Annotated in this window: 21 protein-coding genes; 12 read left to right on the top strand and 9 right to left on the bottom strand. The window is 60.7% G+C overall.

Going from position 1 to position 25,093, the window contains the following annotated elements:
• Window positions 1-134: 134 nt before the first annotated feature.
• The 7 genes from glpE to AC54XV_RS24265 all read right to left on the bottom strand — a co-directional run bounded on the left by glpE (window position 135) and on the right by AC54XV_RS24265 (window position 7,723).
• Window positions 135-455 carry a thiosulfate sulfurtransferase GlpE gene (gene glpE / locus AC54XV_RS24295; protein WP_003402047.1) on the bottom strand — a complete coding sequence of 107 codons (321 nt, stop codon included), beginning with the start codon at window positions 453-455 and terminating at the stop codon, window positions 135-137.
• Window positions 456-478: 23 nt separating this feature from the next.
• Entirely contained in the window at window positions 479-1,354 is an 876-nt protein-coding gene (locus tag AC54XV_RS24290; protein WP_011269135.1) for a symmetrical bis(5'-nucleosyl)-tetraphosphatase, read from the bottom strand.
• The gene (gene apaG, locus AC54XV_RS24285) at window positions 1,354-1,734 is read right to left on the bottom strand and encodes a Co2+/Mg2+ efflux facilitator ApaG/CorD (RefSeq protein WP_024639778.1); all 381 of its coding nucleotides are present in this window, start codon (window positions 1,732-1,734) and stop codon (window positions 1,354-1,356) included. Before apaG ends, AC54XV_RS24290 begins: the two co-directional genes overlap by 1 nt.
• A 116-nt stretch (window positions 1,735-1,850) precedes the next feature.
• Window positions 1,851-2,657: a 16S rRNA (adenine(1518)-N(6)/adenine(1519)-N(6))-dimethyltransferase RsmA gene (gene rsmA / locus AC54XV_RS24280; RefSeq protein ID WP_003402042.1), complete on the bottom strand. Its 807-nt coding sequence runs from the start codon at window positions 2,655-2,657 to the stop codon at window positions 1,851-1,853.
• On the bottom strand, window positions 2,654-3,643 hold the full coding sequence (gene pdxA / locus AC54XV_RS24275) for a 4-hydroxythreonine-4-phosphate dehydrogenase PdxA (protein WP_003402040.1): 990 nt from the start codon (window positions 3,641-3,643) through the stop codon (window positions 2,654-2,656). Before pdxA ends, rsmA begins: the two co-directional genes overlap by 4 nt.
• The gene (locus AC54XV_RS24270) at window positions 3,640-4,962 is read right to left on the bottom strand and encodes a peptidylprolyl isomerase (RefSeq protein WP_024639777.1); all 1,323 of its coding nucleotides are present in this window, start codon (window positions 4,960-4,962) and stop codon (window positions 3,640-3,642) included. Before AC54XV_RS24270 ends, pdxA begins: the two co-directional genes overlap by 4 nt.
• Window positions 4,943-7,723 (bottom strand): LPS-assembly protein LptD, encoded by a 2,781-nt coding sequence (locus AC54XV_RS24265; protein WP_060400820.1) that lies wholly within the window; start codon window positions 7,721-7,723, stop codon window positions 4,943-4,945. Before AC54XV_RS24265 ends, AC54XV_RS24270 begins: the two co-directional genes overlap by 20 nt.
• 129 nt (window positions 7,724-7,852) lie before the next feature.
• On the opposite strand from AC54XV_RS24265, the gene AC54XV_RS24260 reads away from it, so the two are divergent.
• The 3 genes from AC54XV_RS24260 (at window position 7,853) to AC54XV_RS24250 (ending at window position 10,412) form a co-directional block, all read left to right on the top strand.
• Complete coding sequence (locus tag AC54XV_RS24260; protein ID WP_024651925.1) at window positions 7,853-8,875, top strand: aminoglycoside phosphotransferase family protein; 1,023 nt, start codon at window positions 7,853-7,855, stop codon at window positions 8,873-8,875.
• 97 nt (window positions 8,876-8,972) lie between these two features.
• The gene (gene murU, locus AC54XV_RS24255) at window positions 8,973-9,644 is read left to right on the top strand and encodes an N-acetylmuramate alpha-1-phosphate uridylyltransferase MurU (RefSeq protein WP_024639775.1); all 672 of its coding nucleotides are present in this window, start codon (window positions 8,973-8,975) and stop codon (window positions 9,642-9,644) included.
• Window positions 9,645-10,412 (top strand): DnaJ domain-containing protein, encoded by a 768-nt coding sequence (locus AC54XV_RS24250; protein WP_024639774.1) that lies wholly within the window; start codon window positions 9,645-9,647, stop codon window positions 10,410-10,412.
• A 21-nt stretch (window positions 10,413-10,433) separates the two neighbouring features.
• Here AC54XV_RS24250 and AC54XV_RS24245 read toward each other — a convergent pair whose 3' ends face one another.
• On the bottom strand, window positions 10,434-11,438 hold the full coding sequence (locus AC54XV_RS24245; RefSeq protein ID WP_024651923.1) for an alpha/beta hydrolase family protein: 1,005 nt from the start codon (window positions 11,436-11,438) through the stop codon (window positions 10,434-10,436).
• Between the two features lie 114 nt (window positions 11,439-11,552).
• Here AC54XV_RS24245 and AC54XV_RS24240 point away from each other — a divergent pair, with 114 nt between their 5' ends.
• The 9 genes from AC54XV_RS24240 (at window position 11,553) to trpE (ending at window position 22,387) form a co-directional block, all read left to right on the top strand.
• Complete coding sequence (locus AC54XV_RS24240; protein WP_240884899.1) at window positions 11,553-13,565, top strand: sensor histidine kinase; 2,013 nt, start codon at window positions 11,553-11,555, stop codon at window positions 13,563-13,565.
• A complete protein-coding gene (locus AC54XV_RS24235) occupies window positions 13,562-14,191 on the top strand; it encodes a response regulator (protein WP_003341145.1) in 630 nt (209 codons plus the stop codon). Before AC54XV_RS24240 ends, AC54XV_RS24235 begins: the two co-directional genes overlap by 4 nt.
• 523 nt (window positions 14,192-14,714) lie before the next feature.
• A complete protein-coding gene (locus AC54XV_RS24230; RefSeq protein WP_011269125.1) occupies window positions 14,715-15,839 on the top strand; it encodes an ABC transporter ATP-binding protein in 1,125 nt (374 codons plus the stop codon).
• An 82-nt stretch (window positions 15,840-15,921) separates the two neighbouring features.
• Window positions 15,922-16,956 carry a polyamine ABC transporter substrate-binding protein gene (locus AC54XV_RS24225; protein ID WP_024642212.1) on the top strand — a complete coding sequence of 345 codons (1,035 nt, stop codon included), beginning with the start codon at window positions 15,922-15,924 and terminating at the stop codon, window positions 16,954-16,956.
• A gap of 77 nt (window positions 16,957-17,033) precedes the next feature.
• Entirely contained in the window at window positions 17,034-18,281 is a 1,248-nt protein-coding gene (locus tag AC54XV_RS24220) for an ABC transporter permease (RefSeq protein WP_003402025.1), read from the top strand.
• Between the two features lie 11 nt (window positions 18,282-18,292).
• The gene (locus tag AC54XV_RS24215; RefSeq protein ID WP_024638077.1) at window positions 18,293-19,114 is read left to right on the top strand and encodes an ABC transporter permease; all 822 of its coding nucleotides are present in this window, start codon (window positions 18,293-18,295) and stop codon (window positions 19,112-19,114) included.
• 231 nt (window positions 19,115-19,345) lie between these two features.
• On the top strand, window positions 19,346-20,020 hold the full coding sequence (gene rpe, locus AC54XV_RS24210) for a ribulose-phosphate 3-epimerase (RefSeq protein WP_003304938.1): 675 nt from the start codon (window positions 19,346-19,348) through the stop codon (window positions 20,018-20,020).
• Window positions 20,017-20,835, top strand: a complete 819-nt coding sequence (locus AC54XV_RS24205; RefSeq protein WP_496717270.1) for a phosphoglycolate phosphatase — start codon at window positions 20,017-20,019, stop codon at window positions 20,833-20,835. The genes rpe and AC54XV_RS24205 overlap by 4 nt, the downstream gene beginning before the upstream one ends.
• 70 nt (window positions 20,836-20,905) lie before the next feature.
• Entirely contained in the window at window positions 20,906-22,387 is a 1,482-nt protein-coding gene (trpE, locus tag AC54XV_RS24200; RefSeq protein WP_003402019.1) for an anthranilate synthase component I, read from the top strand.
• A 722-nt stretch (window positions 22,388-23,109) separates the two neighbouring features.
• Here the strand turns inward: trpE and estP are convergent.
• The gene (gene estP, locus AC54XV_RS24195) at window positions 23,110-25,032 is read right to left on the bottom strand and encodes an esterase EstP (protein ID WP_096104107.1); all 1,923 of its coding nucleotides are present in this window, start codon (window positions 25,030-25,032) and stop codon (window positions 23,110-23,112) included.
• Window positions 25,033-25,093 lie beyond the last annotated feature (61 nt).

The following is a 25,093-nucleotide window of genomic DNA, read 5'->3' as shown; positions in this document are numbered from 1 at the left end:
GATGGCCTAGGCTAAGGATAGTTCGGATTCGGAAAGATAAAGAAGGGATGCGCGAGAAGACGGGCTGACCGTTCGTCAGATGGCTCGCGAGCCCGCGTAGAACGCGGGATCAGCTGTCATAAAAATATTTTCTATCAGCCTTGCACGGTTTCTTGTGGGTAAGTGGCGCGCCACAGCTCGAAACCGCCGTCCACGCTGTACACATCGGAGAAACCCTGGCTGACCAGATAGGCTGCAGCGCTCTGGCTGGAGTTGCCGTGGTAGCAGACGACCACCAGCGGCTTGTCCAGGTCGGCTTCGCGGATGAAGTCGGCGATCGAGTGGTTGTCCAGATGCACGGAATCGGGAATGTGATTGCTCTCGAAAGCCTGCGGATCCCGGACATCGACCAGCACGGCGCCTTGCTCGCGCAGAGCCTGGGCCTGTTCGGGTGGGATACGTTTGAATTCAGTCATTGCCTGGGCTCCTGAGCCTGAGGTTACGGAAGGGGAGTAGCGCCGGGTTGCACTCGGGTAACAAGCCCGTCTGCGGCATTGCCCATAGCATCGCAATTGCACTGATGGCGTTCAAGCGTATCGACATTGAGCAGCGTCATCGAACCGCCCCAGACACATCCGCTGTCCAGGGCAAAGACGTCCGGTTCGTCGCAGCGACCTTCAAGCGCAGCCCAGTGGCCGAAAATGATTTTCACGTCGCGGGTCTTGCGGCTCTGGTGGCTGAACCAGGGCGCGTAGCCAGGTATCGCGGTGCCGACCCCTTCCTTGCTCTTCAGATCGAGCTTGCCGTCGCTGGTGCAGAAGCGCATACGCGTGAAGTAGTTGGTGATGACCCGCAGACGCGTCACGCCTTGCAGGTCGTTGTCCCACCTGGTCGGTTCATTGCCGTACATGCCGTCAAGAAAGGCGCCGTACAACTGCTCGTCCTGCAGCGCGTGCTCGACTTCGGCAGCGTGCTTCAAGGCCTTTTTCAGCGTCCACTGTGGTGCGATACCGGCATGCACCATGGCGACATTGCGTTGAGCATCGTAATGCATGAGCTTTTGCCGACGCACCCAGCCGAGCAGGTCGTCACGGTCAGGCGCTTCAAGGATTTCAAGCAGCGTGTCGCCTTTTTTCAGCAGCTCTTTTTTGCGCGCCACTGCAAGCAGGTGCAGGTCATGATTACCCAGCACGCACACCAGCGATTCGCGAAGGCTGTACAGGTAGCGAAGCGTTTCCAGCGATTGCGGACCACGGTTGACGAGGTCACCTACCAGCCAGAGGCGATCCTGCTCCGGGTTGAAGTGAACGTGCTCGAGCAGGCATTGCAGAGGTTCGAGGCAGCCTTGCAGGTCACCCACGGCGTACACCGCCATCAGTGCAGCGAGCCCGGAACGGCCAGCCGGAATGGCTCGATGACGGCATCGAAGCGTTTGCCGTCTTCGGCCAGCATCTGATAGGTGCCCTGCATGTTGCCGACCTTGGTGGTCATGACCGTACCACTGCTGTAGGTATGGCTGTGGCCGTTCTTGATCAGTGGCTGCTGGCCAACCACGCCTTCGCCACGCACTTCCTCGACATTGCCATCACCGTCGGTGATGACCCAGTGCCGCGACAGCAGTCGGGCAGGTAACTCGCCGTTGTTGTGCACGGTGATGGTGTAGGCGAAAGCGAAGCGGTTCTGCTCGGGTTGCGACTGCTCCGAGAGGAAGCGTGTGACGACGCTGACGTCGACCTTGTAACGAGAATCGGGCATGCAATAGGCCTTGAAATCCATAGCTGCGAAAAAAGGGCGTGTGCGGCAGGTAGATCAGTCTAGGACAAGTAAGCGGAAAATGACGACTGAGCCTGCCGTTTACTTGTCCCCAGGGTTCACTCTGTCACAACTTTTTCGCTGAGAGTGTCCGCCAGACGAACGAATGCAGCCAGATCGAGCTGCTCGGGGCGCAAGCTGCCGTCTACTCCGGAAGCGGTGATCTCATCGCTGGTCAACAGCAGCTTGAGCGTGTTGCGCAAGGTCTTGCGACGCTGGTTGAACGCTTCACGCACGATGCGCTCCAGCACACGGTGATCCTTGGCAGGGTGCGGCAGTGTTTCGTATGGGACGAGGCGCACAATGGCCGAGTCCACTTTCGGCGGCGGGTTGAACGCACCCGGTCCGACGTTGAACAGGTGCTCCACGCGGCAATGGTACTGGACCATGATCGACAGACGACCCCAGTCACCGCCGCCGGGTCCGGCAGCCATGCGCTCGACCACTTCCTTTTGCAGCATGAAGTGCATGTCGCGGATCAGGCTGGCGTTCTGCAGCAGGTGAAAAATCAGCGGTGTCGAGATGTTGTACGGCAGGTTGCCCACCACCCGCAGGCTGCGCGGTTCGGCGCCGAGGGTGTTGAAGTCGAACTTCAGTGCATCGCCCTGATGCAGGTTGAAGTTCGGCTTGCTGGCGAACTGACCGTTCAGGATCGGAATCAGGTCCTTGTCCAGCTCGACCACGTCCAGCTGAGCGCCGCTGTCGAGCAGGCCCTCGGTCAGTGCACCCTGGCCCGGCCCGATTTCCAGCAGCCGGTCTTCAGGTCTGGCACGGATGGCACGCAGGATCTTGTCGATAACGCCTGCGTCGTGCAGGAAGTTCTGCCCGAAGCGCTTGCGCGCCCGGTGTTGGTATTGCTCGGTCATGAATGGGTCTCGGCCATCTGGTAGGCGGTTTGCAGTGCGACGTGCAGGCTGCCGGTGTCGATGTTCGCGGTGCCAGCCAGGTCCAGCGCCGTGCCGTGATCGACAGAGGTGCGGATGATTGGCAGGCCGAGCGTCACATTGACCGCTGCGCCGAAACCTTTGTATTTCAGCACGGGCAGGCCCTGATCGTGGTACATCGCCAGCACTGCATCGCAGTGCTCCAGATATTTGGGGGTAAACAGAGTGTCTGCAGGCAGCGGGCCGCGCAAGTCCAGGCCTTCGCTGCGCAGGCGCTCCAGAGCAGGTTCGATGATGTCGATTTCCTCACGACCCAGATGCCCGCTTTCGCCGGCATGAGGGTTGAGGCCGCAGACCAGAATGCGTGGGTGGGCAATGCCGAACTTGGTGACCAGATCAGCGTGCAGGATGCGTGTCACTCGCTCCAGACGATCCGCTGTGATAGCGTCGGCCACATCGCGCAACGGCAGGTGAGTGGTCACCAGTGCCACGCGCAGGTCGCCGGTTGCCAGCATCATCACCACCTGTTCGGTGTGAGTCAGTTCAGCGAGAAATTCGGTGTGTCCGGAAAATGCGATACCGCCGTCGTTGATGACGCCTTTGTGCACCGGGGCGGTGACCATGCCGCTGAACAGCCCATCCAGGCAGCCCTGGCCGGCGCGGGTCAGGGTTTGCAGGACGAACGCCGCGTTGGCCTTGTTCAGTACGCCGGTTTCCACCGGAGCAGCCAGTGGCGTATCCCAGACGTACAGACTGCCGGCAGGTGCAGGCAGGTCGGGAAACGCTTCGGGGGTGACATCGATCAGACTGACCGCTACACCCAGTTGCGCGGCCCGCTCCAGGAGCAGGTCACGGCTGGTAATGGCAATCAGGGGGTATGGCTGAGGCTGCGTGGCGAGCAGCAGGCAAAGGTCAGGACCTATGCCGGCCGGCTCGCCGGGTGTCAGTGCGAAACGCTTGGGTTTCACTGTGCAGCCTGGGTCGCGCCAGGGAGTTTGATTTCAACGTAGGCTTCGTCGCGGATCTGACGCAGCCAGGTTTGCAGCTCTTCGTCGTACTTGCGGTTACGCAGTACGTTCAGCGCCTGCTGTTCGCGAGCCTGATCGGTAGCGTCCGTGGAGCGACGACCGAGCACTTCGAGGACATGCCAGCCGTACTGGGTCTGGAACGGTTTGGACAAGACGCCTTGTGGTGTTTCGCTCATGACCTGACGGAATTCCGGAACCAGAGAATTGGGATCAACCCAGTTCAGATCGCCGCCATTGAGTGCAGAACCCGGATCTTCCGAAAAGCTTTTTGCCAGCTCGGCGAAATCTTCGCCGTTCTCGATGCGGTCGTAGATCTTCTGGGCAAGACGCTTGGTCTCTTCCTCATTACGGATTTCGCTTGGCTTGATCAGGATATGACGCACATGCACTTCATCACGCATTTGCGCCTGACCCTGACCGCCACGCTTTTCCAACAGCTTGAGAATGATGAAACCACCCGGCGTACGCGCAGGAGGCGTTACGTCACCGACCGGCATCGAGCTGAGCATGTCGCCGAAGGGTGGTGGCAACTGTGCAGCCTTGCGCCAGCCCATGTCGCCGCCTTCCAGTGCGTTTTCGCTGGACGAGGAGGTGGCTGCAAGACGGGTGAAGTCAGCACCTTTCTTCAGCTGGTCGTAGATACCCTTGGCCTTGACCGCTGCGGCCTGGATGGCGTCCGAAGAAGCGCTGTCAGGTGTGGCGATCAGAATGTTGGCCAGGTGAAACTCTTCAGACAGCTGAGCCTTGCCCATATCGGAGGCGAGGAAGTTCTTCACTTCCTGCTGGGACACCTGGATACGTTCGGCCACCCGGCGCTGACGCACGCGGCTGATGATCATTTCCCGGCGCACCTGTTCGCGCGCATCGTTATAGGACAGGCCGTCATGCGCCAGCGCGGCGCGGAACTGCTCCACGCTCATGTTGTTGCGCTGGGCAATGGTGCCGATGGCCTGGTTCAGCTCTTCGTCGGAGACTCGAATGCCAGACCGTTCGCCCATCTGCAACTGCAGGTTTTCCAGAATCAGACGATCCAGAACCTGTGGTTGCAGGGCTTCGGCAGGCGGTACACCAGAGCCACGCTTGGCAATGGTCTGCTGAACTTCACGTACACGCTGGTCCATCTGGCTTTTCATGATCACGTCGTTGTCGACGATGGCCACGACACTGTCCAGAGGTTGAACCGCAGCATGCACTGCACCGCTCAGGAGTAACGCGCCCAGCATCAGCGGGCGCAGACAATCAGAAAGCTTGGTCTTCACGTTCACGATAACCTTGGATGCCTTTGTCGAGGAAGCTGTCTACTTTGGCGCCAGTTACACCGCCGAGCCCCTTCAACACGATTTGTAGGAATATGCCGCGGTCGCCTTTCTCGTTCTGAGGTGCTGCCTGGCTGAACTCGTCGTAGTCGATCCAGTAACGATTGACCAGACGCATTTTCCAGCAGCAGTTGTCGTACTCGAACCCGCCGAAAGCTTCGATGGTGCGTTCACGGTTGTAGTCATACTGCCAACGGCTGATCAGGCTCCACTGCGGCACGATCGGCCAGATGACCGAGAAATCGTGCTGCTGAATCTTGTAGTAGTCCTTCACGTAGTTTGGCGAACCCGGAGTGCCGTAGTCGCCACCGCCCACGACCCAACGGCCGGTGCTTTCGTCGTAACGAATCTGGTCGTTACGATAGCGATAGCCGAGGTTGACGACCTTGTTCGGGTTGTCTTCAGGCTGGTAGTGGAACATTGCGCTGCCCGAACGGGTGCTTCGGCTGTCCGGATCCCAGTTGAAATCGGAGTTGAAGCGCCAGTCGCGGTTGAAGCGGTATTCGTATTCCAGTGCGTAAGGCGAAACGTTGGAGCGCGCATCGTCACGGTCAGCGAACGCGACACCCGGCAACTGCACCTTGCGGTCTTCGAAATACAGCGCCTGACCGATGCTGAAGCGTTGACGTTCGAAACCGTTGTTCTCGATCCAGCGGTTGGTGACGCCCAGCGACAGTTTGTTCTCGTCGCCGATGCGGTCGGAACCGGTGAAGCGGTTGTCACGGAACAGCGAGGCGAAGTTGAACGTGCTTTCGCTGGTGTCGAATACCGGGATGTCGGTCTGGTCTTTCTCGGGAACATAGAGATAGAACAGGCGCGGCTCCAGGGTCTGGCGGTAATCCTTGCCGAACCAGTTGGTATTGCGGTCGAAGTACAGACCGCTGTCGACGCTGAAGATCGGTACGCTGCGGCTTTGGCTGCTGCTGTACTCTTCGCCGGCCAGCAGGGTGTTTTTGCCCTGGCTGTCCAGATCCAGATCGTATTGCGTGTAGACATACTTCAGCTTCGGCGTCAGGAAGCCATAGGTCCAGTTCATCGGCAAGCTGACCGACGGTGCCAGGTTCAGGCGATCACCGTTGGCGCGAGCCAGGCCGGAGATGTTGTTGTCCAGACGTGTTTCGGAGTTGCCATCTTCATCGATGAACGCGCCGCTGCGCAGATCACGCTCGAAGCGGACGGCTTCGGTCTGATAATCGAACTTCAGGCCGCCGGGGTTGTAGGGCAACGTACCGTTGAGCGTCAGCTGAGGCAGGCGGTTGTACGGCGTAACGTTGGCAACCGTCGCCAGCTTGTAGGCCTGAGCATTGAGCACTGCCGAGAAGCTGTCGCCACGGTAGGTCAGGGAGCCCTGCTGGTTGAGGAAGTCTGTTCTTTTTACGCCGATCTGATCGGTTTCCAGATCCTGGAAGTAATACGGATCACTGATATCGGTGTAATCGACCTGGGTCAGCCAGCGCGTATCAAGCCCGCCCTTGTGCTGCCAGTTGATCATCCAGCGGGTCTTGTCGTAATCGGACTGCTGTTTGCGGTCGTCATTCTCGTCGTTCAGGTACGCGCCGCCAAACTGACCTTCGCTGCCCTTGGTCAGGTAGCGGAACTCGCCTTCCATCAGCAAGCCACGATCAGCCATGTAACGCGGGTACAACGTGGCGTCGTAGTTCGGTGCCAGGTTGAAGTAGTACGGGGTGACCAGCGTGAAGCCGTTGTCGCCACCTGCTGCAATGGTCGGCGGCAGGAAACCGGACTGACGACGGTCGTCGATCGGGAAGTAGATATACGGCGTGTACAGAACCGGTATGTCCTTGACCCGCAGGGTAACGTTGGTCGCTGTACCGAAGCCGGTGGCCGGGTTCAGCGTGATGTTGTTGCCCTTGAGCGTCCAGGCGTTGCTGTTCGGCTCGCACGTCGTGTAGGTACCGTCCTTGAGCCGGATGATCGCGTTCTCTGCACGCTTGGCGTACAGGGCGTTACCGCGAATGTTCGACTTGTGCAGGACGTACTCGGCGTTGTCGACACGGGCTTCGCCGGTGTCGAGTTGCAGTTCGGCCTTGTCACCGACGATCAGCGCACCGTTGTCGCGCAGACGGACATCGCCGTTCAGCTCGCCACGGTTCTCGGCCTGATGCAGTGCAGCCTCCTGGGCCTGCACCTGCATGCTGCCCTGGCGCATCACCACATCACCGGCCAGCGTCGCGACCTGCGCGTCCTGTTCGTAACGCGAAGCCTTGGCTCCCACGAACATCGGCGCGTCTTTCATCGGCGTCTTGTCGTCCATGCCAGGACGGATCGGTTCGACGTAGGCACCCGAGCAATACGGGCCGGTCTCGGCCAGTTGCGCTGCGGTAAGCTTTTCGCGAGGAACCCAATCGAGGTGGCTGTAGTCAGCACTACGCGACTTCAGACCTTTGCCCTTGGCTTCAGTGACCAGTTGCGTACCCGCAGACTGTTCACCCGAAGAGGTGCCTTGTGAGGTGACCGTGCCGTTGGAGCTGACCGACGTCGTGTCATGCACGGGGCGCGGAGGCAGATCCACTGCAGCAGCATTGGATTTCGGCGCACAGTTCCAGGCACCCGAAGCAGAGACTGAGCAGTCATACTGTTCCGCGGCGACCACGAACTGAGTGGCCAGAGGTTGCATCGCCAGCAGACTGCCGGTTACGAGCAACGGAAATTTTTTACGAAACGCGGGGGATTTCAATGCCATCTTATTAGTCCGGGCTTCCTGCGCGCCATCTGCCCGCGGGGGGGCCGCACGCCTCTCGATGGGCTGAAAAAGATTCCGGATAATAAAGCATGACCCGCTTGACGGCTAGCGCCGTCGGAGACCCTTGTAATGTCAGATCAAGATATACGCCTGCAATCCCTGAAAGTTTGGCTCGATGAGCAGTTGCCGGCGCTGTTTTCGGCGCACGGTTGGGGCGCCGTGCCCCCGGCTACGTTGACTGCGGCCAGTAGTGACGCAAGTTTTCGCCGTTATTTTCGCTGGGAGGGTGCGGGCCGAACTTTTATTGTCATGGACGCCCCTCCGCCGCAGGAAAACTGCAAACCGTTCGTGGATATCGCTCATTTATTGGAAAAGTCGGGCATTAATGTTCCAAAAATTTATGCCGAAGACCTGACACAAGGCTTTTTGCTGCTCAACGATCTGGGCCGTCAGACTTATCTGGATGTCATTGACGACGACAATGCCGATGCCTTGTTCGCTGATGCTATCCAGGCGTTGCTGGCCTACCAGCAACTGCCTATGGACGCGCCGTTGCCCAGCTATGACGTCGCGCTGCTGCGCCGTGAACTGGAGCTGTTTCCCGAGTGGTACGTGAAGCGGCACCTGGGTGTCGAGATGGACGAGGCGCAGCTGAGCGACTGGCAGCAGGTCAGCGAGCTGCTGATCAACAGCGCCCTGGCACAGCCCAAAGTGCTGGTGCATCGCGACTACATGCCGCGCAACCTGATGATCAGCGAGCCCAATCCGGGCGTGCTGGATTTCCAGGACGCGGTCTATGGCCCGGTTACCTATGACGTGACATGCCTGTTCAAGGACGCATTCCTGAGCTGGCCACAGGAGCGCGTGAGTGACTGGCTGCGCACCTACTGGGATCAGGCGCGGGCCATCGGCATTCCGGTACAGGAAGACTTTGCCGCTTTCGAGCGCGCCAGTGATCTGATGGGCGTACAGCGACATTTGAAGGTGATCGGCATTTTTGCCCGTATTTGCCACCGCGATGGAAAACCTCGTTACCTGGAAGACGTTCCGCGCTTTTTCGCTTATATAGAGGCGGTACTGTCACGTCGCCCAGAGCTGGCGCAGCTCGGGCAATTGCTTACCAGTCTGCAGCCGGTAGACACCGCTGTCTGACAGAAACCGTCAACGTGATAAACAGCCGGTTTTATAAAGGGCCGCTTTGAAAGATGGCCACTTTGGAAAAGATCTTGATTGTGTCGAAGAGGACTGCATGAAAGCGATGATTCTCGCTGCCGGTAAAGGCGAGCGAATGCGCCCGTTGACCCTGCACACGCCCAAACCGTTGGTGCGTGTCGGGGATGTACCGTTGATCGAATACCACCTGAACGCCTTGCGCAATGCAGGGTTTCACCAGTTGGTCATCAACCATGCGTGGCTGGGCCAGCAGATCGAGGATTACCTGGGCGACGGTCAGCGTTTCGACCTGAGCATCCGTTACTCGCCCGAAGGTCTGCCGCTGGAAACGGGAGGCGGCATACAGCGGGCGTTGCCATTGCTTGGCCTGGAGCCGTTCGTGGTGATCAACGGGGATATCTGGACCGATTACGACTTCGGCGCATTGCGCGTGCCGCTTGAAGGCCTTGCGCACCTGGTACTGGTCGATAACCCCGCGCATCATCCGACAGGTGATTTCTCGCTGGTCGATGGTCAGGTGCGCGACGACGATTCGGCGGGGCAGCGGCTGACCTACAGCGGTATCGCCATCCTCCATCCACAGCTGTTTGCCAACTGCGAGCCCGGCGCGTTCAAGCTCGCGCCGCTGTTGCGCGAGGCGATGCATAAGGGGCTGGTCACGGGTGAGCACTACAGAGGGCGCTGGGTCGATGTCGGCACCCACGAGCGTCTGGCTGAAGTCGAGCAGATGCTTGCGGAGACTCGCTGAATGCTCTGGCCCGGCACATTGATCGGCGCTGGAGTCGGTTATGCAATTGCCAGCATTCCAGGCGCGATGCTCGGCGCTCTATTGGGTCAGGCGCTGGATCGGCGCCTGAAACTGCAGAGTTGGGCGCATCTGCGTGAGCGCCTGGGTGGACGTGCAACGATCCCCCAGAATGACCTGCTGTTTGTGTTGCTGGGCCGTCTGGCCAAAAGTGGCGGACGGGTTCTGGCCAGTCATATCCACCAGGCACGTATCGAGATGCGCCGTTTGAATCTGAACGAGACGGATCAGTTGCGCGCCATCAACGCCTTCAAGCGCGGCCGCGATGGCAGCGATGGCCTGCGCAGTTATCTGCGTGGTCTGCAAGGGCAGCCGGACATTGCCGAAGATATGTTGCGTGCCTGCTGGCGGATGGCCTGGGCGGACGGCAAGGCTTCTCGGGTCGAGCGCGAGCTGATCGGGGTATGGGGGATGTGGCTTGGCTGGACAGGGCCGCAAGTCGAGGCGCTGGCTGCTGACCACGACCCCATGAAGCGCTCGCCGATCAGCAGCGGCGACGACTACAAAAGTGCGATGACGCTGCTGGGGGTAAGGTCGGACACCGATCCTTTGAGCATCAAGCGCGCCTATCGGCGTCTGCTCAGCCGCCATCATCCTGACAAGATTGCCGGTTCGGGCGCCAATCCTCAGCAAGTGCGGGTGGCGACCGAGAAGACCAGCGAGTTGCACAATGCCTATCGGGTGGTCAAAGCCCGACGCGGGTTCAACTGAACCTGCTGGTGCGTGTGGCGCTTATTTTTCCTCTTTGGCGTCTATCCAGCCACGAACACGGCGGAATAGCTGCTCTTGTTCGGTATCTCCGCTGCCGGCGATGTTGATCAGGCCGATCTGGGTAAAGCCTGGCCCCTTGGTGCGTTTACTGGCCTGCAGGCGGGCCTTCGCGGCCTCGTCAGGTGAGTTTTTGTAGATGAAGTCGACGGCCTTTACTTTCAGCTGAGGCACCATGTCCAACAGCGAAGGCTTGGCATTCATAGGCTCACGCGCCGCCAGCATCACCAGTTTCTGCACCACAGGCGATGTCCGCTCATTGAGGAACCTGGCCGCCCAGTACGCGCCGCTGCTGTGGCCGATCAACACGATACTGCGTGCTTTGTTCTGCTGCGCAAAGCTGATCGCACTTTCGATCCGCGCGAAGATGCGCTCGGCCTGAGCCTTGTCGAGCGCTTCGTCGGCAGCAGCCTTGGCCGTTTCAGCCGCAGCCAGGGCCTCGGCTTCTGCGGCCGGGTCTTTTGCCGTCGCGGTGGCGTCCTTGGGGGTTTCCTTCGGTGCGTCAGTGGCTTTGGCGGTGTTTGCATCTGCTGGAGCAGCATCGGGCTCGCGTGCTCCCGGCGTGTTGTCGAGCGGGTCCGGCAGGGTGATGCTCAGGCTCGACCAGCCGACATCCGGAAACTTGCGTCGCAGCGGGCCGACAGCGTCGGGCCAGTCCGGTGACTCGGCGTCGCCAGGCACAATGATGACCGCGCCTTCAGGGGCCTCAGTGTTGGCGGGTTTCCAGAGCGCGAGAAAGCTGTCGTCTCCAGCCTGAAGTTGTTGCTGATCTTCGCGCGGCAATTGACGTTCCAGCGCTATTGCGTCTTCCTGCGAGCGGCTGAGCAGCGGGGCTCTTTCGACGGGCGCTTCTGCAGCCGCGTCCTTGGCCGGGGCAGGCGCCGGGTCGGCTGCGAGGGCAGGCAAGGCGCAAGGCAGTATCAATGACAGAAACAATGCAGGAAACGTTGCGCGAAAGGTGTAGGACATCGGATATTCCAAGCCAGAAACTATCCCGGCAGCCTAATGGGTTGATCGGCTTTTGTCAGGCCTGAGCCTGCGCGGCACACGGCCGTGATACGCACACACGAGAGCGACATACTGATGATTCGTCTTCTGCGTACCGGTTTTATCGGCTGCCTGGCCTTGCTCTTGATGGCTCAGATGGCGAATACGCAGGCTGACGAACCTCAAACACCTGCCGTTGCGCAGTTGAGCGCAGCGCAACGCAACTGGCTCGACCAGCACGGACCCTTGCGCGTAGGGCTGGTACTGCGCGCGCCTTACGCGCAGTTCGATCAACGCTTGCAGCAGTTGTCCGGTGCCAACGTCGACCTGATGAATGCGCTGGCGGCGACGCTGCCGGTCGACTTGCTGTGGCGGAATTTTCCTGACCAGAGCGCGTTGGAGAACGCGCTGGCCAAGGGGGAAATCGACGTTGCGCCCGGCTTGATGCAAACCCCCGCAGGCCTGCGTCTGTGGTTGTTTTCCGACCCGTATCTGCGTGTTTCGCAGCTGTTGATCGGCGAACGTGATGGCAGCACTGCCGTGGACTTGGAGAAACTCGACAGCCTTTCGCGCGTCGCGGTACGCATGCCCAGTACCACGGCCGACTACCTGCGCAGCAACTTTGCGCACCTCAACCTGCAAGGCGTGCCGCTGGAGCGCCAGGCCTTGCAGCTGTTGCTCAGCCAGCAAGCTCGTTATGCCGTGGTGGACGAAGCGCAACTCAGTCGTCTGCTGCGCGAGCCGGAGTTCGCCGGGTTGGCGGTGGTGGGGGATATCGGGCTGCCGCAATTGTTGCGTGTGGCTTCACGACGCGACATGCCGGAGCTGGCCGCCATCGTCAGCGAAGCGTTGCGAGCGATCCCTGCCAAGGAGCTGGAGCAGTTGCACGCGCGCTGGATGCCGCTGACCCCGTCCCACTTCATCGAGTCGACCAAACTCTGGAAGAACCTGTGCATTCTGCTGCTGGTGATGTTGCTGGCGTGTTTCGCCATCGTGATCTGGCAGCGTCGCCAGCAGCAGGCGCTGGAGCAGGAGCTGCTGGCTGCGCGTGAAGAACTCGCCCGCCGTGTCGAAGAGGAGGAGGCGCTGCGCCTGGCGCAGTTTTCCATTGATCAAAGCACCGTCGGCATTCTGTGGGTCAACTGGGACAGCCGCGTGCGTTACGCCAACCGGGCGGCGGAATCCATGCTGGGCTATGCGCCGGGGCAGGTGGTCGAGCGCCCGCTGATCGATTTCGAGCCCGGTCTGCACATGGATCGCTGGCTCAACCTGTGGAAGAGCGCGCGTTCCAGCGAAGACAGCCCGCAAGTGTTCGAGACCCATTGCCTGCGCGCCGATGGCAGCCTGCTGCCTGTCGATGTCTCGTTGAGCTTCCTGCGCTTTCGTGACGCTGAATACCTGGTGGTGTTCCTCACTGACGTCAGCGAGCGGCGCCGCGCGCATGATCTGTTACGTGAGTTGTCAGCGCATCTGGAAAGCGTGCGTGAAGAAGAGAAGGCGCATATTGCCCGCGAGGTTCACGACGAGCTGGGTCAGATGCTGACGGTATTGAAGCTCGAGACGTCGATGTGCGAGCTGGCCTATGCCGACCTCGACCCTAGCCTGAGCGAGCGGCTGGACAGCATGAAGCGTCTGATCGCTCAGTTGTTTCAACTGGTGCGCGATGTTGCCACGGCCTTGCGCCCACCGATTCTCGACGCCGGTATCGCTTCGGCCATCGAATGGCAGGCACGCCGTTTCGAGGCGCGTACGCAGATTCCGTGCCTGGTGCAGGTGCCGGACAATCTCCCGGCGCTCAGCGATGCCAGGGCTACGGGCATGTTCCGCATCCTTCAGGAGGCGCTGACCAACGTGATGCGCCATGCCCGCGCGCACACGGTAGAGATCAGCCTGACGCTGCAGGACGGCATGATGTGCATGAGCATCGCTGATGACGGGCAGGGCTTTGTCATCGAGTCGGGCAGGGCGGTTTCGTTCGGTCTGGTCGGGATGCGCGAGCGGGTGCTGATGCTCGGCGGCAGACTGGAGCTGGACAGCGAGGTGGGTGAGGGCACAACCTTGCGCGCCTATATCCCGCTGGACACCCTCGCACAGGAGCGAAGACAGTGATTCGTGTTTTGGTAGCCGAAGACCACACCATCGTGCGTGAAGGGATCAAGCAATTGATTGGCCTGGCCAGGGATCTGCAGGTGGTGGGCGAGGCCAGCAACGGCGAACAGTTGCTCGAAACCCTGCGTCATGTGGCCTGCGAAGTGGTGCTGCTGGATATCTCCATGCCCGGCGTCAATGGCCTCGAGGCGATACCGAGGATTCTCGCACTGACCAACCCGCCGGCCATTCTGGTGCTGTCGATGCACAATGAGGCGCAGATGGCCGCGCGTGCCCTGAAGGTCGGCGCAGCAGGTTATGCCACCAAGGACAGCGACCCGGCGCTGCTGCTGACGGCCATTCGCCGGGTGGCGGCCGGCGGTCGTTATATCGACCCGGACCTGGCCGACCGCATGGTCTTTGAAGTGGGTCTCACCGACAGCCGGCCTCTGCACTCGCTGCTGTCGGAGCGCGAGTTTTCGGTGTTCGAGCGCCTTGCCCAGGGCGCCAACGTCAACGACATCGCTCAGCAACTGGCCTTGAGCAGCAAGACCATCAGCACCCACAAGGCCCGGCTGATGCAAAAAATGAAACTCAACTCGCTGGCCGATCTGGTCAAGTACGCGATGGAGCACAAGCTGCTCTGAGTCTGAAAACGACACCCGGCACGATAGGCGTCCGTGAGAACACTATTGTGCCCATGCTCCGCGTGGGCATACCGTTCGGGACGCTCTGCGTCCTCTTGCGACGCAGAGCGTCGAGACCTGCATTCCCACGCGGAGCGTGCGGAACGATAGGCGTCCTTGAGAACACTATTGTGCCCATGCTCCGCGTGGGCATACCGTTCGGGACGCTCTGCGTCCTCTTGCGACGCAGTGCGTCGAGACCCGCATTCCCACGCTGAGCGTGCGGAACGATAGGCGTCCTTGAGAGCACTATTGTGCCCATGCTCCGCGTGGGCATGCCGTTCGGGACGCTCTGCGTCCTCTTGCAACGCAGTGCGTCGAGAAGGATGCCTGAGCCGACTTATCCAATCGCGCCATCTCTGTAGGGCAATCCCTACCCCTGGCCTTCCAGCCGGCCTAGGCGATTCTCTCCCGGCCACCGATTTGCGGGGGCTTCGGGCTGCTCTAGGCTGGAGCCCACGCAGACAAAACAAGGGTGTGGGTAATGAGCGACGTCGATACAAGCGCTGGAGCAAATGATGTTCTGGTCAGCTTTCGTGGTGTGCAGAAGAGCTACGACGGCGAAGCACTGATCGTCAAAGACCTCAACCTGGACATTCGCAAGGGCGAGTTCCTGACCCTGCTCGGTCCTTCCGGCTCCGGCAAGACCACCAGCCTGATGATGCTGGCCGGTTTCGAGACACCGACGGCCGGTGAAATCCTCCTCGGTGGCCGCGCCATCAACAACGTGCCACCGCATAAACGCGACATCGGCATGGTGTTCCAGAACTACGCCTTGTTTCCGCACATGACCGTGGCCGAGAACCTGGCGTTCCCGTTATCGGTGCGTGGCATGAGCAAGACCGACGTCGGCGAGAAGGTCAAAAAGGCACTGGGCATGGTCCAGCTCGATACCTTTGCGCATCGCTATCCGGCGCAGCTGTCCGGTGGCCAGCAGCAGCGCGTTGCGCTGGCGCGTGCGCTGGTCTTCGAACCGCAACTGGTGCTGATGGATGAGCCGCTCGGCGCCCTCGACAAGCAGCTGCGCGAACACATGCAGATGGAGATCAAGCACTTGCACCAGCGCCTGGGTGTGACCGTGGTCTATGTGACTCACGACCAGGGCGAAGCGCTGACCATGTCGGACCGGGTCGCGGTCTTCCATCAGGGCGAGATCCAGCAGATCGCGCCGCCCCGCAGCTTGTACGAAGAACCGAAGAACACCTTCGTCGCCAACTTCATCGGCGAGAACAACCGCCTCAACGGACGTCTGGTCAGTCAGGACGGCGACCGCTGTGTGGTCGAGCTGGAGCGTGGCGAAAAAGTCCACGCGCTGGCAATCAATGTCGGTCAGCCAGGTGGCCCGGTCACCCTGTCGATCCGTCCCGAGCGCATCAACCTCAATGGCCGCAGCGAGAGCTGCGCCAACCGTTTTTCCGGTCGTGTGGCCGAGTTCATCTATCTGGGCGACCACGTTCGCGTGCGTCTGGAAGTGGCAGGCAAGCACGACTTCTTCGTCAAACAGCCGATTGCCGAACTGGACCCCGGCCTGAGCGTGGGCGACGTGGTGCCCATCGGCTGGCAAGTCGAGCACGTCCGAGCGCTCGACCCCTTGCAGCAAGTGCATTGATCTACCGACAAAAGCAATAACAGAGGCGACCTGATCGCCCATCCCAATCGCTTACCAACACTGCTCGTGGAGAAAAGAACACATGTTGAAATCTTTGAAGTTCACCGCCATCACGTTGGGCATGATGTGCGCGGCGCAAGCCATGGCAGCCACCGACCTGACCGTCATCTCCTTTGGCGGTGCCAACAAGGCCGCTCAGGAAAAGGCCTTCTACGCGCCTTGGGAAAAGGCTGGCAACGGCAAGATCATCGCCGGTGAGTACAACGGGGAGATGGCCAAGGTCAAAACCATGGTCGACACCAAAAGCGTTTCCTGGGACCTGGTAGAAGTCGAATCGCCGGAACTGGCGCGTGGTTGCGACGAAGACATGTTCGAAGAGCTGGACCCGAAACAGCTGGGCAATGCCGCTGACTTCGTGCCTGGCGCCATCACCACCTGCGGTGCCGGCTTCTTCGTCTGGTCCACCGTGCTGGCCTACAACGCTGACAAGGTCAGCACTGCACCCAGCGGCTGGGCCGATTTCTGGGACACCAAGAAATTCCCGGGCAAGCGCGGCCTGCGCAAAGGCGCCAAGTACACCCTGGAATTCGCCCTGATGGCCGACGGCGTTGCGCCGAAAGACGTCTACAAGGTATTGGCCAGCAAAGACGGCCAGGACCGCGCGTTCAAAAAGCTGGATGAGCTCAAGCCAAGCATTCAGTGGTGGGAAGCTGGCGCACAGCCGCCGCAGTACCTCGCTTCCGGTGACGTGGTGATGAGCTCGGCCTACAACGGCCGGATCGCCGCCGTGCAGAAGGAAAGCAACCTCAAAGTCGTGTGGACCGGTGGCGTGTATGACTTCGACGCCTGGGCCATCCCGAAGGGTTCGAAAAACGCCGATGCCGCGAAGAAGTTCATCGCCTACATGCTGAGCCCCGAGCAGCAGAAGACCTACTCGCAGAACATCGCCTACGGCCCGGCCAACACCCAGGCGGTCAAGCTGCTGGACAAGGAAACCCTGCAGAACATGCCGACCACGCCTGAGAACATCAAGGATCAGGTGCAGATGGACGTGGCGTTCTGGACCGACAACGGCGAATCCCTCGAGCAGCGTTTCACTGCCTGGGCTGCCAAGTAATCCGTTTGCGTTGAGTCAGAACCGGGCGCTCCCTGAAGCGGGGAGCGCCCCCTCGTTGAAAGATTCCGGAGTTCGCTATGGCCATCGCCGTGCCCTTGACTGAAGGCGCCAGCCCTAACTTGAAGCAACGTCTCGCTCGCGCCGAGCGGGTCAACCGCTGGAAGGCTCAGGCACTGATCGCGCCGTTGGTGATTTTCCTGCTGTTGGTGTTTCTCGTGCCCATCGCTGCGCTGCTGTACAAGAGCGTCGGCAACCCCGAAGTCGTGACTGCGCTGCCGACCACCGTGGTCGAAGTACAAAAGTGGGATGGTAAAGGGCTGCCGCCCGAGTCGGTCTACAAGGCAATGAGCCTGGACCTGGCCGAAACGCGCAAGAATTCCACGCTGGGTGATCTGTCCAAGCGTCTGAACATCGAGCTGGCCGGATACCGCAGCCTGCTGAGCAAGACCGCCCGCGCGCTGCCGTTCAAGACTGAGCCGGCCTCTTATAAAGAAGCACTCGAAGCGCTGGACGAGCGTTGGGGCGACCCGGCCTATTGGCAGGCGGTGCGCCGCAATACCAGCAGCATCACCCCGTATTACCTGCTGGCGGCGGTCGACCATCGTGTCGATGACCTCGGCGAAATCGCCCCGGCGACTCCGGACCAGGCGATCTATCTGGACATCTTCGCCCGCACGTTCTGGATGGGCCTGGTGATTACCGCGATCTGTCTGGTGCTGGCTTATCCGCTGGCCTATCTGCTGGCCAGCCTGCCTGCGCGGCAGAGCAACCTGCTGATGATTCTGGTGTTGCTGCCGTTCTGGACCTCGATTCTGGTGCGCGTGGCTGCCTGGATCGTGTTGTTGCAGTCCAGCGGTCTGATCAACAGTGCCTTGCTGGCGATGGGCATCATCGACAAGCCGCTGGAGCTGGTCTTCAACCGCGTCGGCGTGTACATCTCGATGGTGCACATCATGCTGCCGTTCATGATCCTGCCGATCTACAGCGTGATGAAGAACATTTCCCCGACCTACATGCGCGCGGCGATTTCGCTGGGCTGCCATCCGTTTGCGAGCTTCTGGCGCGTGTACTTCCCGCAGACCTACGCCGGGATCGGTGCCGGCTGTCTGCTGGTGTTCATTCTGTCGATCGGCTACTACATCACCCCGGCGTTGCTGGGCAGCCCGAACGATCAGATGGTCAGCTATTTCGTCGCGTTCTACACCAACACCAGCATCAACTGGGGCATGGCCACCGCGCTTGGCGGGCTGCTGCTTTTGGCGACCATCGTGCTGTACCTGATTTATAGCTGGCTGGTCGGCGCCAGCCGCCTGCGTCTGAGCTGAGGAGCGTGACCATGCTGAACCCTTACACATCGCCGATCGAGCGCCTCTGGTATTACACCTTGCGCATCATCTGCACGCTGGTGCTGCTGTTTCTTGTGCTGCCGGTATTGGTCATCGTGCCGCTGTCATTCAACTCCGGCAGCTTTCTGGTCTATCCGCTGCAAGGCTTCTCGTTGCAGTGGTATCAGGACTTCTTCAACTCTGCCGAGTGGATGCGCGCGCTGAAGAACAGCATGATTGTCGCCCCGGCTGCGACCCTGCTGGCGATGGGCTTCGGCACGCTGGCGGCGATCGGCCTGACCCGCGGCAACTTCCCCGGCAAGGCGCTGGTCATGGCCCTGGTGATCTCGCCGATGGTGGTGCCGGTGGTGATCGTCGGCGTCGCCAGCTACTTGTTCTTCGCGCCACTGGGCCTGGGCAATAGCTACACCTCGCTGATTCTGGTCCATGCGGTGCTGGGCGTGCCGTTCGTGATCATCACCGTGTCGGCTACTTTGCAGGGCTTCAATCACAACCTGGTGCGCGCTGCTGCCAGCCTCGGTGCATCGCCGCTGACCGCGTTCCGGCGCGTGACGCTGCCGCTGATTGCGCCGGGGGTGATTTCCGGCGCGCTGTTCGCCTTCGCGACCTCGTTCGACGAAGTGGTGGTCACGCTGTTCCTCGCCGGGCCGGAACAGGCGACCCTGCCTCGGCAGATGTTCAGCGGCATTCGCGAAAACCTCAGCCCGACCATCGCCGCCGCTGCGACCCTGCTGATCGGCTTCTCGGTGGTCTTGCTGCTGGTGCTGGAGTGGCTGAGGGGGCGCAGCGAAAAACTGCGAACGGCGCAGTGACTGCAAGCTGCAAGCTGCTAGCTACAAGCTACAAGCTACAAGCTACAAGCTACAAGCTACAAGCTACAAGCAGAAGCAAATCAAAATGCTTGAAGCTTGAAGCTTGAAGCTTGAGGCTTGAGGCTTGAGGCTTGAGGCTTGAAGCTTGAGGCTTGAGGCTCGAAGCTTACCGCTCCGGGCGAAGCTTGGCGTACAATCCGCGCACCGTGATTCTGCTCAAACAGGTGCGTCATGCAGCCCTTCGTTATTGCCCCATCGATTCTTTCCGCTGACTTCGCCCGTCTGGGTGAGGAAGTCGACAACGTGCTGTCCAGCGGCGCCGACTTTGTCCACTTCGATGTCATGGACAATCACTACGTCCCGAACCTGACCATTGGTCCGATGGTGTGCAGCGCGCTGCGCAAATATGGCGTCACTGCACCGATTGACGTGCACCTGATGGTCAGCCCGGTGGATCGCATCATCGGCGACTTCATCGAGGCCGGTGCCACCTACATCACCTTTCACCCGGAAGCGACCCAGCACATCGACCGTTCGCTGCAGTTGATCCGCGAGGGTGGCTGCAAGGCGGGCCTGGTGTTCAACCCGGCCACGCCGTTGAACCTGCTCGAATACGTCATGGACAAGGTCGACATGATCCTGCTCATGAGCGTCAACCCCGGTTTCGGCGGGCAGAAGTTCATTCCCGGTACGCTCAACAAGCTGCGTGAAGCGCGCGCCCTGATCGATGCTTCCGGACGCGACATCCGCCTGGAAATCGACGGCGGCGTGAACGTCAACAATATCCGCGAAATCGCAGCGGCAGGTGCTGATACCTTCGTCGCCGGTTCAGCCATTTTCAATGCGCCGGACTACCGCGAAGTGATCGAAAAGATGCGCACAGAACTGGCGTCATCCCGCGCATGAGCGGCTTCGAGCAGTTGTTTGCAGGCAAGCTTCCCAAGCTGATCATGTTCGACCTGGACGGCACCCTGGTGGACTCGGTGCCCGATCTGGCCGTGGCGGTGGACACCATGCTCTCTGAACTGGGGCGTCCGATCGCCGGGCTGGAATCGGTGCGGGCCTGGGTGGGCAACGGTGCGCCGGTGCTGGTACGCCGCGCGCTGGCCAACAACCTCGACCACAGTGGAGTCGATGACGCCCTGGCCGAGCAGGGCCTGGAAATCTTCATGCGCGCTTATGCACAAAAGCATAAATTCACCGTGGTCTACCCCGGCGTGCGCGAAACCCTCAAGTGGCTGCAGAAAATGGGTGTCGAAATGGCGCTCATCACCAACAAGCCGGAGCGCTTCGTCGCGCCGCTGCTGGACGAGATGAAGCTGGGGCGTTTCTTTCGCTGGATTGTCGGCGGTGACACCATGCCGCAGAAAAAGCCTGATCCTGCTGCACTGTTCTTCGTGATGAAAATGGCTGGTGCACCTGCCTCGCAATCGCTGTTCGTCGGCGACTCGCGCAGTGACGTGCAGGCTGCCAAGGCTGCCGGTGTGGCCTGCGTCGCGTTGAGCTATGGCTACAACCACGGGCGACCGATTGCCGAGGAAAACCCGGCGATGGTCATCGATGATCTGCGCAGACTGATTCCCGGTTGCCTGGACATGGACGCTGAGATACTGTTGCCCGACATCAAACGTCCCTCCTCAAGAGAATCCATCGTGGTGGTCACTCGCAAACTCTGGATGAAAGTCATCAAGGCCCTGGCCCGCTGGCGTTGGCGCGCCTGACCTGATTCTGGCCGGCCTGCCGGCACGTTTGCCTTACTGACCGTTTTGTCCTCAAACCACGAGGTTGCTCATGAACCGTGAAGAATTCCTGCGTTTGGCCGCCGAAGGCTACAACCGCATCCCGCTTGCCCGCGAAACCCTGGCCGACTTCGACACGCCGCTGTCGATCTACCTCAAGCTTGCCGATCAGCCCAACTCCTATCTGCTGGAGTCGGTGCAGGGCGGCGAGAAGTGGGGGCGTTATTCGATCATCGGCCTGCCGTGCCGCACCGTGATGCGCGTGCATGGTCATCACGTCAGCGTGACCCATGATGGCGTCGAGATCGAAAGCCTGGATGTCGAAGACCCGCTGGACTTCGTCGAAACCTTCAAGGCGCGTTACAACGTGCCGACCATTGCCGGGCTGCCACGCTTCAACGGCGGGCTGGTGGGCTACTTTGGCTATGACTGTGTGCGCTATGTCGAGAAGCGTCTGGCCAACTGCCCGAATCCCGACCCGCTGGGCGTGCCGGATATCCTGTTGATGGTGTCTGACGCGGTCGTGGTGTTCGACAACCTGGCGGGCAAGATGCACGCCATCGTGCTGATCGATCCGGCGCAACAGGACGCTTACGCGAGTGGTGTTGCACAGCTCGATGAACTGATGCACAAGCTGCGTCAGCCGATCACGCCGCGCCGCGGCCTTGATCTGGACCGGCCGCCGGCGGCCGACCCGGTGTTTCGTTCCAGCTTTACCCAGGACGATTACGAGGCGGCGGTCGATACGATCAAGCAGTACATCCTCGCCGGCGACGTGATGCAGGTTGTACCGTCGCAGCGCATGTCCATCGATTTCAGCGCCGCGCCGATCGATCTGTATCGGGCGCTGCGCTGCTTCAACCCGACGCCTTATATGTATTTCTTCAACTTCGGCGACTTCCATGTCGTCGGCAGTTCGCCGGAAGTGCTGGTGCGGGTCGAGGACAATCTGATCACTGTGCGTCCGATCGCCGGTACTCGTCCTCGCGGCGCCACCGAAGAGGCGGATCGCGCGCTGGAAGAAGACCTGCTCTCCGATCACAAGGAAATCGCCGAGCACTTGATGCTCATCGATCTCGGCCGCAACGATACCGGTCGGGTGTCCGAGATTGGCACGGTCAAACTGACCGAGAAAATGGTCATCGAGCGTTATTCCAACGTCATGCACATCGTATCCAACGTCACAGGCCAGTTGAAAAGCGGGTTGAGCGCGATGGACGCGCTGCGCGCGATTCTGCCGGCGGGCACCCTGTCCGGGGCGCCGAAGATCCGCGCCATGGAAATCATCGACGAGTTGGAGCCGGTCAAACGCGGCGTCTATGGCGGCGCAGTCGGTTACCTGGCCTGGAACGGCAACATGGACACGGCGATTGCGATTCGGACTGCGGTGATCAAGGATGGTGAGCTGCATGTACAGGCCGGCGGCGGCATTGTCGCCGACTCCGTGCCAGTGCTGGAATGGGAAGAAACCCTGAACAAACGCCGCGCCATGTTCCGCGCCGTAGCCCTGGCCTCGCAGCCTGCCGAGGGTTGAGCAGGCTTGCTGCTCTGCGTCTCAAAGCGGACGCAGAGCATCCCACGATAGTTGAGATTATCGTTTCTCACGCTCCCGCGTGGGAATGCCGTGGATGACGCTCCGCGTCACAGATCTGCGCCGCGCCGCAGAGTCAGGACAGGACGCGGAGCGTCCAGAACGGCATGCGACGCGGAGCGTCGCACGATAGTCAGGCTTGCTGCTCTGGTAATGAACGGTAGTTGGAGAGCTACCGTTCCTCACGCTCCAGCGTGGGAATGCCGCGGGTGACGCTCCGCGTCACAGATTTGCGCCGCGCCGCAGTTCTCAGGATAGGACGCGGAGCGTCGCACGATAGTCAGGCTTGCTGCTCTGGTAATGAACGGTAGTTGGAGAGCTATCGTTCCTCACGCTCCAGCGTGGGAATGCCGTGGGTGACGCTCCGCGTCACAGATCTGCGCCGCGCCGCAGAGTCAGGACAGGACGCGGAGCGTCCAGAACGGCATGCGACGCGGAGCGTCGCACGATAGTCAGGCTTGCTGCTCTGGTAATGAACGGTAGTTGGAGAGCTATCGTTCCTCACGCTCCAGCGTGGGAATGCCGCGGGTGACGCTCCGCGTCACAGATTTGCGCCGCGCCGCAGCTCTCAGGACAGGACGCGAAGCGTCCAGAACGGCATGCCCACGCGGAGCATGGGCACGATAGTCAGATTATCGTTCCTCACGCTCCCTCCTGCGGGCAGTCTAGAAACTCAGACTCAACGCAACATTCACCCCTTGCTGGGTCACGTCGTCGTTCTTGCGCCAGTTGTAATTGCCGCGCAGTGTCAGGTCCTGAGTCAGCTTCTGGCTGACGCCCAGCGTGGCCCGGTTCAAATCGCGTTGCGGCGTGTAGCCTTGCAGCGTGAAACCGACTGACTGGACGCTGTTGAGCGCCATGGTCACGTCCTGCTGATCGGTCTCGAACTCCCTTTCATGGGCCACTTCGCCCCATACCTGTGTGCTCGGTGTCACCTGGAATTTGCCCTGCACACCCACGCCAGCACGCCGCGATTTGCGCGTCTGGTCACTGAAGGTCAGCGCGGTCGAGCGGTCGCCTTTTTCCGAGTAGCCGTCGACATCGATGTGCGCGTAATCGGCGCTGACGAAAGGCGACAGATGCCAGCGACTGGTCGGGCCCGCGATGTCGAAACCGACCCGCCCGCTGACAGCCCACATTTCGCCGTCGGTATCGCCTTTTTCCTGACCTTCGCTGACGCCCAGCGCGAACTTGCGCTCGGCATTTTCGTAGTCCAGTTTGCCGCCCGACACCGCCAGATCACCCCACCAGTGGTTGGCCTGATACTGCAGGAACGCAGTGGCGATGTAGCTGTTGAGTTTGTAGTCCGAATCCCTTGGCCCTGCCTCGAGACTCTGGCGATACGCCCCGGCGACAACCCCAGTGCGCCAGTTTTCGGCAAATCGGTAGCTGCCGCCGATGGTCAGGTTATAGCCTCTTCCGTCAGCATCAGCCGAACTGTCCTGCGCGTCGAAGTCCATTTTCTGACCGCCTGCCGAAAGCATGCTCTGCCACTGTCCTATGCCTTGCCAGTTGCCCCAGTCGCTGAGCCACTGGGCGCGGATCTCGTCCTGATGCATGCGCAGCGTGCCATTGGCCATTTCCGGCAGCAGGGAGATTTCCCAGGGGGCCGAAAGCAGCGAGTAGGCGTAGTCGGCCAGCAACCTCTGCCCGGCCTCGGTCGGATGCACGCGATCGTTGAAGAACAGCCGGTTTGGATTCGGCGTCGCACTGGACCGGCCGTTGGTGGTGCTTTCCCGGCAGCTATTGCCGCTGAAACAGGTACTGACCAGATTCTCGTTGGGATCGAACCCGAAGCGTGCCGGTTCGGCGAGGACTTCATTGATCAGCAATGGAACATTCAGCGGAATGATCTGGGCATTGATCTGCGCCAGTCGGCTGACTAACTGCTGATTGAAGCCCGCGCTGAGTGCGGAAGTTGCCGAAGCCAGTGGCGAACCGCTCAAGGCTGGCGTTTTACCGATATCCGGCAGCAACCAGACCATGATGTAGCGCGCACCGGCCTGTTGCAGGGCTTGCGCGCTGTCAGCCAGCTGATTGGCAGCTTGCGCGGCGCTGCTGGCACTCAACACACGACCCTGCAGGAAGTCGTTGCCGCCTCCGGTCAGGTAATAAAGCGCGTTGGGGTCGGCGCGAAAACCGTTGGCGGGCAGATAACCGGTCCGGCTGCGCAGCAATGTGCCGGTGTTCGGGTCGACGACGGTGGATTGCGAGTTGATCGAGTCAAGAATCTGGTCGGTCCGATAGCCGCCGACTGCCCAGTTATTGCCATCGGGTGCGCCCAGCGCAGCATTGACCGGCGACGTGGAAGCCGCCAGATCTCCTGCCGGCACACCGAGCATCCTGCCGATCAGCGTCGACGAGTTCAGGTTGAACACCTCTCCACTGCCGTCCTGATAAGTGGGGCCGACCCGATTGGTGAACCGAAGCGTAGAGCCTCTGGGCCCGGCGGTGTCGGGAAACTGCCCGGCATCGGCCAGGCTGTCACCGAACACCACCATGGTCGAATAGGGCGCGGCAGCAGCGGTGCCGCAGGCAAGCGATAACAGGCAGGCCGCGAAGGGCCAGCGCCTCGATGTCTTGGTCATGAACGGATCCCGATTGTTTTTGTTTTGTACCGGAAACGTAGCAAGATTTTTCATGACTGCA

This window comes from Pseudomonas fragariae (ex Marin et al. 2024) (genome assembly GCF_059621105.1).
Note: the sequence above shows the minus strand (reverse complement) of the source record. Positions and strands in the feature narration are given on the sequence as shown.

Excerpts from the sequence above, each read along its gene's own strand:
- AC54XV_RS24265 (WP_060400820.1), bottom strand. The coding sequence starts at position 7,723 with ATGGCATTGAAATCCCCCGCGTTTCGTAAAAAATTTCCGTTGCTCGTA.
- trpE (WP_003402019.1), top strand. The coding sequence starts at position 20,906 with ATGAACCGTGAAGAATTCCTGCGTTTGGCCGCCGAAGGCTACAACCGC.
- AC54XV_RS24250 (WP_024639774.1), top strand. The coding sequence starts at position 9,645 with ATGCTCTGGCCCGGCACATTGATCGGCGCTGGAGTCGGTTATGCAATT.
- AC54XV_RS24220 (WP_003402025.1), top strand. The coding sequence starts at position 17,034 with ATGGCCATCGCCGTGCCCTTGACTGAAGGCGCCAGCCCTAACTTGAAG.
- AC54XV_RS24260 (WP_024651925.1), top strand. The coding sequence starts at position 7,853 with ATGTCAGATCAAGATATACGCCTGCAATCCCTGAAAGTTTGGCTCGAT.
- apaG (WP_024639778.1), bottom strand. The coding sequence starts at position 1,734 with ATGCCCGATTCTCGTTACAAGGTCGACGTCAGCGTCGTCACACGCTTC.
- AC54XV_RS24240 (WP_240884899.1), top strand. The coding sequence starts at position 11,553 with ATGATTCGTCTTCTGCGTACCGGTTTTATCGGCTGCCTGGCCTTGCTC.
- AC54XV_RS24215 (WP_024638077.1), top strand. The coding sequence starts at position 18,293 with ATGCTGAACCCTTACACATCGCCGATCGAGCGCCTCTGGTATTACACC.
- AC54XV_RS24225 (WP_024642212.1), top strand. The coding sequence starts at position 15,922 with ATGTTGAAATCTTTGAAGTTCACCGCCATCACGTTGGGCATGATGTGC.
- estP (WP_096104107.1), bottom strand. The coding sequence starts at position 25,032 with ATGACCAAGACATCGAGGCGCTGGCCCTTCGCGGCCTGCCTGTTATCG.
- rpe (WP_003304938.1), top strand. The coding sequence starts at position 19,346 with ATGCAGCCCTTCGTTATTGCCCCATCGATTCTTTCCGCTGACTTCGCC.
- AC54XV_RS24290 (WP_011269135.1), bottom strand. The coding sequence starts at position 1,354 with ATGGCGGTGTACGCCGTGGGTGACCTGCAAGGCTGCCTCGAACCTCTG.
- rsmA (WP_003402042.1), bottom strand. The coding sequence starts at position 2,657 with ATGACCGAGCAATACCAACACCGGGCGCGCAAGCGCTTCGGGCAGAAC.
- murU (WP_024639775.1), top strand. The coding sequence starts at position 8,973 with ATGAAAGCGATGATTCTCGCTGCCGGTAAAGGCGAGCGAATGCGCCCG.
- AC54XV_RS24205 (WP_496717270.1), top strand. The coding sequence starts at position 20,017 with ATGAGCGGCTTCGAGCAGTTGTTTGCAGGCAAGCTTCCCAAGCTGATC.
- AC54XV_RS24230 (WP_011269125.1), top strand. The coding sequence starts at position 14,715 with ATGAGCGACGTCGATACAAGCGCTGGAGCAAATGATGTTCTGGTCAGC.
- AC54XV_RS24245 (WP_024651923.1), bottom strand. The coding sequence starts at position 11,438 with ATGTCCTACACCTTTCGCGCAACGTTTCCTGCATTGTTTCTGTCATTG.
- glpE (WP_003402047.1), bottom strand. The coding sequence starts at position 455 with ATGACTGAATTCAAACGTATCCCACCCGAACAGGCCCAGGCTCTGCGC.